The 12,612-nt window shown below is 74.3% G+C and carries 13 protein-coding genes; 7 read left to right on the top strand and 6 right to left on the bottom strand.

Annotated elements, in window-relative coordinates; all coding sequences use genetic code 11:
* Positions 1 to 38: 38 nt before the first annotated feature.
* The gene (locus ACZ4K2_RS02970; protein ID WP_467469834.1) at positions 39 to 1,394 is read right to left on the bottom strand and encodes a glutamine synthetase family protein; all 1,356 of its coding nucleotides are present in this window, start codon (positions 1,392 to 1,394) and stop codon (positions 39 to 41) included.
* Between the two features lie 472 nt (positions 1,395 to 1,866).
* Between ACZ4K2_RS02970 and ACZ4K2_RS02965 the strand changes: the two genes are divergently transcribed.
* The 7 genes from ACZ4K2_RS02965 (at position 1,867) to ACZ4K2_RS02935 (ending at position 9,099) form a co-directional block, all read left to right on the top strand.
* A complete protein-coding gene (locus ACZ4K2_RS02965) occupies positions 1,867 to 2,673 on the top strand; it encodes an acetoacetate decarboxylase family protein (protein ID WP_467469833.1) in 807 nt (268 codons plus the stop codon).
* 38 nt (positions 2,674 to 2,711) lie between these two features.
* Complete coding sequence (locus ACZ4K2_RS02960) at positions 2,712 to 4,175, top strand: aldehyde dehydrogenase (RefSeq protein ID WP_467469832.1); 1,464 nt, start codon at positions 2,712 to 2,714, stop codon at positions 4,173 to 4,175.
* Positions 4,168 to 5,094, top strand: coding sequence for a 3,4-dihydroxyphenylacetate 2,3-dioxygenase (locus tag ACZ4K2_RS02955; RefSeq protein ID WP_467469830.1), 927 nt, complete (start codon positions 4,168 to 4,170; stop codon positions 5,092 to 5,094). Before ACZ4K2_RS02960 ends, ACZ4K2_RS02955 begins: the two co-directional genes overlap by 8 nt.
* A 12-nt stretch (positions 5,095 to 5,106) precedes the next feature.
* Positions 5,107 to 5,952, top strand: coding sequence for a fumarylacetoacetate hydrolase family protein (locus ACZ4K2_RS02950; RefSeq protein ID WP_467469828.1), 846 nt, complete (start codon positions 5,107 to 5,109; stop codon positions 5,950 to 5,952).
* 27 nt (positions 5,953 to 5,979) lie between these two features.
* Positions 5,980 to 6,618: a TetR/AcrR family transcriptional regulator gene (locus ACZ4K2_RS02945; protein ID WP_467469826.1), complete on the top strand. Its 639-nt coding sequence runs from the start codon at positions 5,980 to 5,982 to the stop codon at positions 6,616 to 6,618.
* A gap of 190 nt (positions 6,619 to 6,808) precedes the next feature.
* Positions 6,809 to 8,296 carry an aldehyde dehydrogenase gene (locus tag ACZ4K2_RS02940; RefSeq protein WP_467469824.1) on the top strand — a complete coding sequence of 496 codons (1,488 nt, stop codon included), beginning with the start codon at positions 6,809 to 6,811 and terminating at the stop codon, positions 8,294 to 8,296.
* On the top strand, positions 8,293 to 9,099 hold the full coding sequence (locus ACZ4K2_RS02935) for a gamma-glutamyl-gamma-aminobutyrate hydrolase family protein (protein ID WP_467469822.1): 807 nt from the start codon (positions 8,293 to 8,295) through the stop codon (positions 9,097 to 9,099). The genes ACZ4K2_RS02940 and ACZ4K2_RS02935 overlap by 4 nt, the downstream gene beginning before the upstream one ends.
* Here the strand turns inward: ACZ4K2_RS02935 and ACZ4K2_RS02930 are convergent.
* The 5 genes from ACZ4K2_RS02930 to ACZ4K2_RS02910 all read right to left on the bottom strand — a co-directional run bounded on the left by ACZ4K2_RS02930 (position 9,040) and on the right by ACZ4K2_RS02910 (position 12,598).
* Positions 9,040 to 9,612: a MarR family winged helix-turn-helix transcriptional regulator gene (locus ACZ4K2_RS02930; protein ID WP_467469820.1), complete on the bottom strand. Its 573-nt coding sequence runs from the start codon at positions 9,610 to 9,612 to the stop codon at positions 9,040 to 9,042. The genes ACZ4K2_RS02935 and ACZ4K2_RS02930 overlap by 60 nt on opposite strands.
* A 312-nt stretch (positions 9,613 to 9,924) precedes the next feature.
* The gene (locus ACZ4K2_RS02925) at positions 9,925 to 10,767 is read right to left on the bottom strand and encodes an energy-coupling factor ABC transporter ATP-binding protein (RefSeq protein WP_467469818.1); all 843 of its coding nucleotides are present in this window, start codon (positions 10,765 to 10,767) and stop codon (positions 9,925 to 9,927) included.
* Positions 10,764 to 11,513, bottom strand: coding sequence for a cobalt ECF transporter T component CbiQ (cbiQ, locus tag ACZ4K2_RS02920; protein WP_467469816.1), 750 nt, complete (start codon positions 11,511 to 11,513; stop codon positions 10,764 to 10,766). The genes ACZ4K2_RS02925 and cbiQ overlap by 4 nt, the downstream gene beginning before the upstream one ends.
* Positions 11,514 to 11,519: 6 nt before the next feature.
* Positions 11,520 to 11,900, bottom strand: a complete 381-nt coding sequence (locus tag ACZ4K2_RS02915; protein ID WP_467469814.1) for an energy-coupling factor ABC transporter substrate-binding protein — start codon at positions 11,898 to 11,900, stop codon at positions 11,520 to 11,522.
* Positions 11,897 to 12,598: an energy-coupling factor ABC transporter permease gene (locus ACZ4K2_RS02910; protein WP_467469812.1), complete on the bottom strand. Its 702-nt coding sequence runs from the start codon at positions 12,596 to 12,598 to the stop codon at positions 11,897 to 11,899. Before ACZ4K2_RS02910 ends, ACZ4K2_RS02915 begins: the two co-directional genes overlap by 4 nt.
* Positions 12,599 to 12,612 lie beyond the last annotated feature (14 nt).

The raw sequence follows: 12,612 nt of genomic DNA, 5'->3' as shown, positions 1-12,612 counted from the left end.
GGTCGTACGGCGGGGCGGGGGGCGTACCGGCTTCCGCGTCACAGGTGGTAGGCGTACTCCGTGAACTCCCAGTCGGTGACGTGCCGGTGGAAGCGCGCGACCTCGTCCCGCTTGTACGCCAGGTAGGAGGAGGTGAACTGCTTGCCGAGCAGCCCGGTCAGCTCGGCGTCCGCCTCCAGCGCGTCGAGGGCCGCGGACAGGGTGCCCGGCAGCACCGCCGACCGCGTGGCGTCGTACCCGTAGCCCTCCAGCGGGGCGGGCGGCTCCTCGCCGGCCAGGACGCCGAGCAGGGCCGCGGCGAGGGTCCCGGCGATCAAGAGGTACGGGTTGGCGCTCGCGTCGCCGAGGCGCAGTTCGAGGCGCGCGCCGGCCCCGCGCTCGGGCGGTATGCGGACCATGGCACTGCGGTTGTCCAGCCCCCAGTCGATCAGCCAGGGCGCCAGGGTGTCCGGGCCGAAGCGCTTGTAGGAGTTGACCGTCGGGTTGGCCAGGGCGGCGAGCGCCGGCGCGTGGGCGAGGATGCCCGCCACGGCGTGCCGGGCGGTGGCGGACAGGCCGTACGGCGCGGCCGGGTCCGCGAAGACGGTGCCGCCCTCGTCGTCCACGCACGACAGGTGGAGGTGGAAGCCCGAACCGCCGGCGTCGCCGAAGGGCTTGGCCATGAAGGTGGCCAGCCGGCCCTCCGCGCGGGCCAGTTCCTTGACCGCGGACTTGAAGCGGAAGGCGCGGTCGGCGGCGTCGAGGGCGTCGGAGTGGGTCAGGTTGATCTCGAACTGCGCGCCGTCGTACTCGTGGTTGCCGCCGCTCACCCCGATGTCCAGGCCGCGCAGCAGACGCAGGGTGCGCAGCAGGTGGTTGTCCCGGTCCGCGCGCAGCCCGGCGGTGTAGATGGCGCCGGCGGCGTCGCTGTAGCGGCGCCAGCCCCGCGCGTCGTCGGGGGAGGCGTCGCACAGGAAGTACTCCAGCTCCGGGCCGACCACCGGGCGCAGGCCGTGCTCGGCGCACCGCCCGAGGACGGCGCGCAGCAGGTCGCGGGGGGACTCCGGGGCGGGCAGGCCGGTCGCCGGGTCGACGACGTCGCCGAGGCAGGTGGCGACCCCGGGCTCCCACGGCAGCGGGCGGAGCGTGTCCAGGTCGGGGACGACGTGGATGTCGGGCAGGCCCGCGTCCAGGCCGCCGGGGACCGGGACCGTGTCGCCCTGGGGGCTCGTGTGGTAGACGGCGCGGCAGAACGCCAGGCCGTGGTCGCAGACCGAGGGGAGGTGGTCCAGCAGCACGTCCCGGGCCCGCTCGGTGCCGATGAGGTCGGGATAGGTCACCCGGACCACGTCGATGCCCTCGGCGGCCAGCCGCGCCATGTGCCGGCGGACGGGTTCGGTGTCGGATGCGCTCACCGGTGTCTCCTCTGGGAAAGGGGGAGGCTCCCCGGGCTCGGGCGCTGGGGGAGAGGGAAGGAAGCGGCGGCCTCGGACCGCGAAGAGGCGGGAGGCGCACACTGGCTGGCGGCAAACGCTAGGGAGGGCCGCCGCCTTCCCGCAAGGGGTGTGCGGCAGATATTTATCCATGCGGATAGCTCTTGACCCGGCCGGTGCCGCTTCCTATCTTGTTTGGAGTCAAACGAGTTGGTCGTCCGGCCGCCGACAGGAACACGTGCCGGGAACACGGCCCCCGCGTACGCACCCGCACCCCGCGTCCGTCCGCACCGGCCAGGCACCCTTCGCGCCACCCGCCCGCGGGCGGCCGCGAGCCTGCCCGGGACGGCCCGGGACCCGGACGCCGAGGCCCGCACCCCCGCGGCCGCGTGACGCGCCGAACGTTCCGTCCCCGGCGGCCCGCCCCGACCGCTCAGCCCCCAAGGAGCCCCCAGTGACCAGTGTCCGCGGATACTTCCACCCCAAGACGGCGACGGGCCGGTCGTCGCTGATCCCCGCACCGCCCTGGCACTACTCCGGCGACCTGCTGACCGTCGAGTACCGGACCGACCCGGCCCGCGTGCGCGAACTGCTGCCCGCACCCCTGGAACTCGCCGACGAGGACCCCGGCGCGGTCGCCCTGATCTGGGCCGACTGGCAGTCCTGCGCCGCCCCGGGCCAGGAGCTGCTCGACCCGGTACTGGCCCAGTACAAGGAGGCGTTCGCCGTCGTCCGCTGCGCGTACCGGGGCCGCACCTACACCCGCTGCGTGTACATCTGGGTCGACAAGGACTTCGCCGTCGCCCGCGGACTGCACCAGGGCTACCCGAAGAAGCTCGGCTCCATCCACCAGACCCGCCCCCACCCGTACGGGCCCGCCCCGCGCATCGAGGCCGGCGCCCGCTTCGGCGCCACCCTCGCCGCGGCGGACCGACGGCTCGCCGAGGCCGTCGTCACCCTGCGCGAACCGTCCGCGACGAACGGATTCGTCAACGCCCACCCGATGGCCCACCACCGCTGGCTGCCCGCCATCGAGAAGGACGGGGGCCTCGCCCTGGACGAACTGGTCGAGTCCGGCGCGGCCTCGGTCGAGGGCGGGCAGTCCTGGACCGGCGACGCCGAACTCACCCTGTTCGAGGCCCCCACGGAGGAACTGGCCCGGCTGGAGATCCGGGAACCGATCGCCGCGTACTACCGGCAGGTCGGCGTGGTCTGGGACGGCGGCCGGCTCCTGGAGTCGCACACCCCCGCCGCCCGGTGACCGCGGCGCCCCGCACCCACCCTCAGGAGCCACAGGACATGAGCGAACACCTCACCACCGTCGCCGGGGTCACCGTCGACACCCGGCACTGGATCGGCGGCGAACGCGTCGCCTCCGCCGGCACCTTCACCGACGTCTCACCCATCGACGGCAGCACCCTCGGGGAGATCTCCCGGGGCACCCCGGCGGAGGCCGCCGCGGCCGTGGCCACCGCCAAGGCCGCCTTCCCCGGCTGGGCCGCCACCCCGCGCGCCGAACGCGCCCGCGTCCTGCACGCCATCGCCGACGGCGTCGAGCGGCGCACCGAGGAACTCGCGGCCGTCGAGACCGCGGACAACGGCGCGCTCCTGCGCTCGCACCGCCGCGGCGTCATGCCCCGCGTCGCCCACAACTTCCGCTTCTTCGCCGACCGGCTGCTGGAGCTGGAGCACAAGGACTTCACCACCCGCGGCCACACCAACCACGTCACCTGGGACCCGGCCGGCCCCTGCGTGCTGATCACCCCGTGGAACGCACCCCTGATGCTCGCCACGTGGAAGGTGGCCCCGGCCCTCGCCGCCGGCGACACGGTCGTGCTCAAACCGGCCGAGTGGTCCCCGCTCACCGCCTCCCTCCTCGCCGACATCGCGGCCGACGCCGGACTCCCGGCGGGCGTCCTGAACGTCGTGCAGGGCTACGGCTCCGAGATCGGCGACGCCCTCACCGCCCACCCGGACGTGCGCCGCATCAGCTTCACCGGGTCCGTGCCCACCGCCCGGCACATCGCCGCGTCGGCCGCCGCCAACCTCACCCCGCTCAGCCTGGAACTCGGCGGCAAGTCACCCCTGCTGGTCTTCGCCGACGCCGACCTGGACCTCGCCGCCGACCTGGCCGTCGAGCAGTACGACAACGCCGGCCAGGTCTGCCTGGCGGCCACCCGCATCCTCGTGGACGAGAGCGTCGCCGAGGAGTTCACCCGCCGGTTCACCGACCGGGCGTCCCGGCTCCGGCAGGGCGACCCGCGCGACGAGGCCACCGACATCGGCCCCAACATCCACCCCCGCCAACTGGAGAAGATCGACGGCTTCGTACGGCGGGCCCTCGCGGCCGGCGCCCGCGCGGTCATCGGCGGCCACCGCCGCGAGGACAACTACTACGCCCCCACCCTCCTCACCGACGTGCGGCAGGACTCCGAGATCGTCCAGGAGGAGGTCTTCGGCCCCGTCCTGACCCTGCAGACCTTCCGGGACGAGGACGAGGCCGTCCGCCTGGCCAACGACACCCGGTTCGGCCTGGCCGCCACCGTCGCCACCGGCGACCCCCGGCGCGCCGAACGGGTCACCGCACGCCTGGTCGCCGGCACCGTCTGGGTCAACTGCTTCTTCGTCCGCGACCTCCGGGCGCCCTTCGGCGGCTCCCGCCACTCCGGCGTCGGCCGCGAGGGCGGCACCTGGAGCTTCGACTTCTACTGCGACCTCAAGAACACCGTCACCGCACCGGAGGGCAGGCCCGACCATGGGTGAGATCGTCGGCGCGGGCCTCCTCGCCCACGTCCCCACCATCGTGCTCCCCGAGCGGACCCGGCTGGAACTGAACGAGGGCAAGGAGATCACCCTCGTCACCGGCCTGCGGCAACTGCGCCGGGACGTCTTCGAGTCGGACGACTACGACACCGTCGTCGTGCTCGACTCCCACTGGGCCACCACCGTGGAGTTCGTCGTCACCGCCCAGCCCCGCCGGGCCGGGCTGTTCACCTCCGAGGAACTCCCGCGCGGCATGTGCCGCATGCCCTACGACTTCCCCGGCGACCCCGAACTCGCCCGGAACATCGCCTCGTTCGCCGACCGGCACGGCACCTGGATCACCCCGATCGACGACACGTACCTGCCGATCTACTACGCCACCCTCAACCTGTGGAAGTACCTCGGCGAGGGCCTGCCCGGCAAGCGCTGGGTCACCATCGGCGTCTGCCAGACCGGCGACATGGAGGACCACCTGCGCCTGGGCCGCGCACTGGCCGACGGCATCGCCGCCACCCCGGGCCGGCGCGTGCTGGTGATCGCCTCCGGCGCCCTGTCGCACACCTTCTGGCCGCTGCGCGAACTGCGCGCCCACGAGGCCAGCGACCCGTCCCACATCTTCACCCCCGAAGCCCGGGCGGCCGACCTCGAACGCATCGCCTGGTTCACCCAGGGCCGGCACGACAAGGTCCTCGACACCATGGACGAGTTCTGGACGTACAAGCCCGAGGCGAAGTTCTTCCACTACCTGATGATGGCCGGCGCCCTCGGCGAGCGGGCGTGCACCGCGCAGGGCCGCCAGTACGGCGAGTACGAGAACTCCGTCGGCACCGGCCAGGTCCTGCTCTGGTTCGACCGCCCGGCCGACGGCTGGACCGCCCCCCGGCCGTCCGCCCCGCCCGCCCCCTCCAGCCGCGCCTAGAAAGGCCCCGCCATGCCCGAGTACCGCCGTGTCCTCCTGGACGGCGCAGCAGTGGAGACCGTCCGCGACGGTGACGAACTGGTCGCCGGGGACGGTCGCCGCGTCAGGGCCGAGGACGCCCACCACCTGCCGCCCGTCGTCCCGTCCAAGGTGATCGCCGTCCACCTCAACCACCGCAGCCGGGTCGAGGAGTTCCGCATCGGCCTGCCGGACACCCCCACCTACTTCCACAAGCCGACCTCGGCGCTGAACGGCCACGGCGGCGCGATCGTCCGCCCCGAGGGCTGCAAGTGGCTCAACTACGAGGGCGAGGTGGCCATCGTCATCGGGCGGACGGCCCGCAACATCGCGCCCTCCAGCGCGGGGGAGTACATCGCCGGCTACACCGTCGCCAACGACTTCGGACTGCACGACTTCCGCGACACCGACGCCGGGTCCATGCTCCGCGTCAAGGGCTCCGACACCCTGTGCCCGCTCGGCCCCGGCCTCGTCACCGACTGGGACTTCCACGGCAAGCGGCTGCGCACCTACGTCAACGGGGAGGTCGTCCAGGACGGCTCCACCGACGAGATGACCTGGGACATGCACTACCTCGTCGCGGACATCGCCCGCACCATCACCCTGTTCCCCGGCGACGTCCTGCTGTCCGGCACGCCGGCCAACTCCCGCCCCGTACGGCCCGGTGACGTCGTCGAGGTGGAGGTCGAGGGTCTCGGCCGGCTCACCAACCACGTCGTCACCGGCCCCACCGCCGTCCGCAGCGACGTCGGGGCCCAGCCGACCGAGTCCGAGGAGGTGCTGTCCACCGCGCTCGGCGGCGACTGGGAGTTCCGTGGCATCAGGCCGCCCAGGCGCTGAGCGGCCCGCGCCGGTAGGGTCGGCCGCATGAACGGTCCCGCCGAGCCCGCGCCCGAGCGCGGCCCCCGCAAGCGCGTCACGCACTACGGGACGGGCCGGGCGGCCCTGCTGGACGCCGCCGTACGCGTCGTGGCCCGGGGCGGTCTGCGCAAGCTGACCTACCGGGCCGTCGCCGAGGAGGCCGGGGTCACCCACGGGCTCGTCGTCCACCACTTCGGCTCCCGCGACGCACTCATCGAGGAGGCCGTCGACCACGCCGTCCGCTCCTCCCTCCGGGTCAACGCCCTCGACACCGGGGACGGCACGGCGGCCGGCTTCGCCGCCGGTCTGGGCGAGATGGTGGCGTCGGGACCGGAGATCCAGGCGTTCCAGTACGAACTGCTCCTGGAGGCCCGGCGCCGGCCGGAACTGATGCCCCAGCTCCGCGGCCTCTACGACGGGTACCTCGACGCGACCCGGCGGGAGCTGTCCCGGATCCTCGCCCGCCCGGCCGGTGAGGGACTGTCCCGGCTGGTCTTCGCCGCGCTGGAGGGGCTGGTGCTGCACCAGCTCGTCTTCGGCGAGCGGGACGTGACCGAGGAGGCACTGTCGGAGCTGCGCGCCCTGCTGCGCAGGCTGGCCGAGGCCGACGGCGGGGGCGACGACTCGGACGAGGCCGGGAGCTGAACCGCCCGGTCCCCGGACCGCCTTCACGTACCGGCGACCCGGACCCCCGACGGGCTCCGGCCGCCCGGTCCCCCCGCGGCGCCGTGCCCGCCCGCGACCTGTTCCACCCACCCGGGCCCACCCGGCCCACCCGGACGACGACGCACCCCCGCCCGCGACCGCCGCCCGCCGAAGAACGAGACGAGGACGCATGACGGACGCCACCCACGACGACTGGATCCGCCGGGCCCGTGCACTCCGGTTCCCCGGCCCGCACGTCATCGACGGAGCCGAACACGACGGAGGCGGCACGTTCACCGTCGTGTCGCCCCGCGACGGCCGGCCCCTGGCCGACGTGGCCGACGGCGGCGCGGCGGAGGTCGACCTGGCCGTCGCCGCGGCCCGCCGCGCCTTCGACAGCGGCCCCTGGCCACGGCTCGCCCCCGCCGAACGCGGCCGGATCCTGCTGCGCGTCGCCGACCTGATCGAGACCCGGCGCGCCGACCTCGCGCTCACCGTCAGCCTGGAGATGGGCAAACCGGTCACCGACGCCCACGACATCGAACTGCGCGCCCTGATCGGCACCTTCCGCTGGTACGGCCAGCTCGCCGACAAACTCACCGACGAGTCCCCGCACACCGCGCCCGACGCCCTCGCCCTCGTCACCCGGGAACCGGCAGGCGTCGTGGGCGCCGTCGTGCCCTGGAACTTCCCCCTGACGCTCGCGGGCTGGAAGATCGCCCCCGCGCTCGCCGCCGGCTGCACGGTCGTCCTGAAACCCTCCGAGAACGCACCGCTGTCCGCCCTGCTCCTCGCCCGGATCGCCACCGAGGCCGGGCTGCCACCCGGTGTCCTGAACGTCGTGAGCGGCGACGGACCGGTCGCCGGACGCGCCCTCGGCCTCCACCCCGGCGTGGACGTCCTCGCCTTCACCGGCTCCACCGCCGTGGGTCGGCACTTCCTGCGCTACGCCGCCGACTCCAACCTCAAGCGCGTCTGGCTCGAACTCGGCGGCAAATCGCCCAACATCATCCTCCCCGACGCCCCCGACCTGGCGAAGGCCGCCGCCACCGCCGCCTGGGGCATCTTCTTCAACCAGGGCGAGATGTGCACCGCGCCCTCCCGGCTCCTGGTCCACTCCTCCATCGCCGAACAGGTCACCGAGGCGGTCGTCGAGCGGGCCCGCACCCTGCGCGTCGGCGACCCCCTGGACCCGGCCACCGAGATGGGCGCACTGGCCGGCCGGGACCACCTCGACCGGGTGCTCGGCCACATCCACGCCGGTGCCGACGCCGGCGCACGGCTGCGCACCGGGGGAGAGCGCATCCTGGCGGACACCGGAGGCGTGTACCTCCAGCCCACCGTCTTCGACCGCGTCGCCCCCGACAGCCGGCTGGCCCGCGAGGAGATCTTCGGCCCCGTCCTGTCCGTCCTCTCCTTCGACGACCTCGACGAGGCGGTGGCCCTCGCCAACGACACCGACTACGGCCTCGCCGCGGGCCTGTGGACCTCCGACCTGTCCACGGCGCACCGGGTCTCGCGCGCGCTGCGGGCCGGCACGGTCTGGGTCAACTGCTACGAGGAGGGCGATCTGACGGTGCCCTTCGGCGGCATGAAACAGTCGGGCAACGGACGCGACAAGTCCGTCCACGCCCTGGAGAAGTACACCGAACTGAAGACCACCTGGATCCAGCTGTGAGCGCCGCCGACCGCCCCCTCATCGCGGTGCCGGCGCGTTTCTCCGCCACCGCGTCGGCCCTGCGCCACGGGGCCGAGGTCACCGCGCGGGCGCTGGCCGAGGCGGTCTGGCGGGCGGGCGGAGAACCCGTCACCCTCCATCCGTACGCCCCCGCCGGCCTCTGCGACCCGGTACTGACCGCGGCCCGCGTCGCCCGCTTCGACGGCGTCCTGCTCCCCGGCGGCGGAGACCTCTCACCGCACCTCTACGGGGCCGACGAGACCCATCGGGCCGTCTACGACGTGGACCACGAACAGGACGCCTTCGACCTGGAGGTGGCCCGCCAGGCGTTGGCGCTCGGGCTGCCCCTGCTGGCGGTCTGCCGCGGCCTCCAGGTCGTCAACACCGTCCGGGGCGGCACCCTGCACCAGGACATGGGCGGGCCGGGCCGGGAGCACCGGCACGTCAGGCACGCGGTGTCCCTCACCCCGGGCTCCGCCGTCGCGGCCGTCACCGGGACCGGGAGGATCCAGGCGTCCTGCTACCACCACCAGCACGTCGACCGGCTCGGCGCGGGACTCGTCGCCACCGCCCGCGCCGCCGACGGCACGGTCGAGGCCGTGGAGGCCCCCGGAAGCGGCGGCTGGTTCCTGGCCGTGCAGTGGCACCCCGAGGACACCGCGGCGACGGACCCGGCCCAACAGCGCCTGTTCGACGCCCTGGTGCACGCCGCGCGCGCGAGACCCGGCCCGAGCGGCGGCGGTTCAGCCCTTGGCGCGGCGGCCGCTGCGCCGGGGGGCGGGCTCCGCGCCGTTCAGCAGTGACCTGCGGCGCTCCTCGCCGTGCTGCTCCACCTGCACGACCACGCGCCGCAGCCCGTCGGCGAGCACGCGGCACTCCTCGTCGCTCAACCGCGAGGTCACGAACGCCTCTTCCGCGTTGAACTCGGGGAACACGCGCCGCATGAACTCCTCGCCCCGCTCCGTCAGGCTCAGCAGCACCAGCCGGCCGTCGGTGGGGTGGCCGGCGCGGCGCAGCAGCCCACGTGCCTCCAGGGTGCGGGAGACCCCGGTCAGGGTGCCCTTCGAGACACCCGCCTCCTCGGCGACGTGCCGGGTCTCCGACTCACCCCACACCCACACCACCCACAGCACGACGAACGCGGTCCAGGTCAGGTCGGCGCCGCGCAGGACGGAGTTCTCCAGGTGGTGCCGCACCGCGGAGGCGGCCCGGTGGATGTTGGCCACGGCCGCCATCTGCTCCCGCCGGACGGGCATGCCGTCCAGCTTCGCCTCCGCGAGTTCCTCCGCTTCAGCGATACGACGTCGGCCGGGCAAGAGCGCTCCCTGGGTCTCCCGTGCGGAACCGGGCGGCCCGCCGGCCCGCCCGGTCGTTCGGGACCACAGTCTACGGGCGGTCCGCGCCCGCGCCCGGGCGTCCGTGTCCGACCCGCGGCCCTGGGGCACGAGCGCCGCCGGGGCGTACGGCTCCGGTACGACGACCGTCCGGACGGATCAGGGCGGGACCACGACGGCCGCCCGTGGGTCGGCCGCCCGCGAGGACGGCGACACCAGCAAGGCGTGCGCCTGACGCTCCGCACCGGGACGACGGACGGGCGGCCGGCCCGTCCGCCGTCCGCCGCCCTGGTCCTACGACCCCACGGGACGGCCCAGGGCGGCCAGTTCCTCCGCGGTCCGCGGGCCCGGAGTGGTGTCCGCCAGGAGTCCGTGCGCGCGGAGCACCCGGCCGGCGGCGATGCCCCAGGGCAGCCGCAGCCCCGCCCGCTCCAGCAGGTCGGTGCGCGCCAGGGCGGGGGCGGCCGGGCCGGTGTGCACGCCGGACGGCGTGAGCAGTGCCACGTCGTCGGCCCAGCGCAGGGCGAGGTCGACGTCGTGGGTGGCCATCACCACGGTGGTGCCGTCGCGGCGCAGGGCGGCCAGGGTGGTCAGCAGGCGCTCTTGGCCGTCCGGGTCCAGCCCCGCGGTGGGCTCGTCGAGGATGAGCACCCTCGGCCGCAGCGCGACCGCCCCGGCGATGGCGGCCCGTTTGCGCTGACCGTAGGAGAGCAGATGGGTCGGGCGGTCGGACAGGGCGGTGATGTCCAGGGCCGTGAGCGCCTCGTCGACCCGTTCGCGGACTTCCGTCGCGGTCAGGCCCAGGTTGAGCGGCCCGAACGACACGTCCTGGGCGACGGAGGCGGCGAACAACTGGTCGTCGGGGTCCTGGAGCACGAGCTGAACCGTAGTACGCAGACGGGTGAGGCCCTTGCGGTCGTACGCCACCGGCTCGCCCGCGAGGGTCAACCGCCCGGCGTCCGGCCGCAGTCCGCCGCTGAGCAGCCGCATCAGCGTGGTCTTGCCGCTGCCGTTGCGGCCGAGCAGGGCCAGGGCGCGCCCCTCGCGCACCGGGAAGTCCAGGTCCGCGAAGACGGTGGGCCCGTCCTCGTAGGCGAAGGTCGCTCCCCGCAGGGCGACGAGGGCGTGATCGCTCATGCAAGCGGCCTTTCGAGTACGAGGGTGAGGGCGGCCAGGGCCGCGAGCAGGGCGAGGCTCGCGGTCACGAACCGGGCGGACACGCGGGCGCCGGACGGCAGGACGCGCAGCGTGCCGTCGTAGCCGCGCCCCGCGAGTCCGGCCTGCAGCCGCGCGGCCCGGTCGAAGGCGCGGACGAAGGCGACGGCGCCGAGTCCGGCCAGGGAGCGCCAGGCGGCGGCCCGGGTGGTGTGGCCGAGCCGGGCCGCCTGCGCCTCGCGGATCCGGCGGACCGAGTCCAGGAGGAGGAAGCTCATCCGGTACATCACCATCGCGACGTCCACGACGGGGGCGGGCACACCGGCCCGCAGCAGGCACGGCAGCAGGTCGGACATCGGGGTGGTGAACGCGAACAGCAGGAGCCCCAGGGAGGCGGCCGAGGTGCGCAGCAGCACTTCCCCGGCGCGCACCGGGCCGCCCTCGGCCGGCCCGACGAACGCGCCGGGGCCGCCGATCCGGACCAGCAGGGTCGCCGCTCCGGTCAGGCAGAAGCCCAGCGGCACGCGGTAGGCCCGCCACAGCCGGCGGCCGGGGACCCCGGCGGGGCCCAGGAGCACGCCGAGCGTGGTCACCAGGACGAGGGCCCCGCCGGGCCACGGTGGCAGCAGGACCGCGAGGGCGGTGAGCCCGAGCCCCAGCACGGCCTTGTCCACGGGGTGGCGGCGGCGCCAGCGACTGCCGTACGCCGCCGCGTCGATCGGTAGCACGCCGGGTCAGGTCCGTTCGGCCGGGGAATCACCCGCGGGTGCGGCGGGGTGCCGGGGCTCCTCCGCACCGTGCGCGGCGGCCACGGCCCGCTGTTCGCCCTGGCGCCGCCCTCGGCGCAGTCCGAAGTAGTACGCGAGGACGCCGGCGCCGAGGGCGGCCTGCACCGCGAAGAGCGCCGACTCGATCTCCCCGGACGGGGGTTCGTACAGCGGGGAGAACCACGGCTTGTAGTCCGGCTCGATCTCCGTGATCGCCGTCTGCGCCTCGGTGTCGGCGCCCGTGAAGGGCTCCTTCTTGTGGTCGCCCAGTCCGAGCGCGAGGGGGAGGACCGCCAGCGCGGCCACGGCGAGCAGCAGAAGCGCGTTGATCTTCGTGTTCCGGCTCATCGGGCCACCGCCTCCGTCTTCGTAGCGCTCCGGCGGCCGGGGACCAGTACGCCGAGCCGGGTCAGCTCGCCCTTGCTGGACTGCACCAGCAGCCGCATGACGAGCACCGTGAGCAGGCCCTCGCTGACCGCGAGCGGGATCTGTGTGACGGCGAAGATGGAACCGAACTTGCCCAGCGCGCCGAGGAATCCGCTGCCGGGGTCGGGGAACGCCAGGGCCAGCTGCACGCTGGTGACGCAGTAGGTGGACAGGTCGGCGACGAACGCGCCGCAGAAGACGGTGACCGCCAGGGGCGCGTCGAAGCGCCGGAGCAGCCGGTAGACGGCGTACCCCGCCCAGGGGCCGGCGATCGCCATGGAGAAGACGTTGGCCCCGAGCGTGGTCAGGCCGCCGTGGGCGAGCAACAGGGCCTGGAACAACAGGGTGATGGTGCCCAGCACCGTCATGACCGGTGGGCGGAACAGGATGGCGCCCAGGCCGGTGCCGGTGGGGTGCGAGCAGCTCCCGGTCACCGACGGCAGCTTCAGGGCGGACAGGACGAAGGTGAACGCTCCGGACGCGCCGAGGAGCAGGGTGCTCTCGGGATGCGCCCTGACCTCGCGGCTGAGTGAGCGGACTCCGTGGACGACGAACGGCGCGGACGCGACGCCCCAGGCGACGGCGTGCGCCGGAGGCAGGAAGCCCTCGGCTATGTGCATGGCTCGGCAGACCC

It is taken from the genome of Streptomyces sp. NPDC025833, from assembly GCF_055558055.1.
Note: the sequence above shows the minus strand (reverse complement) of the source record. Positions and strands in the feature narration are given on the sequence as shown.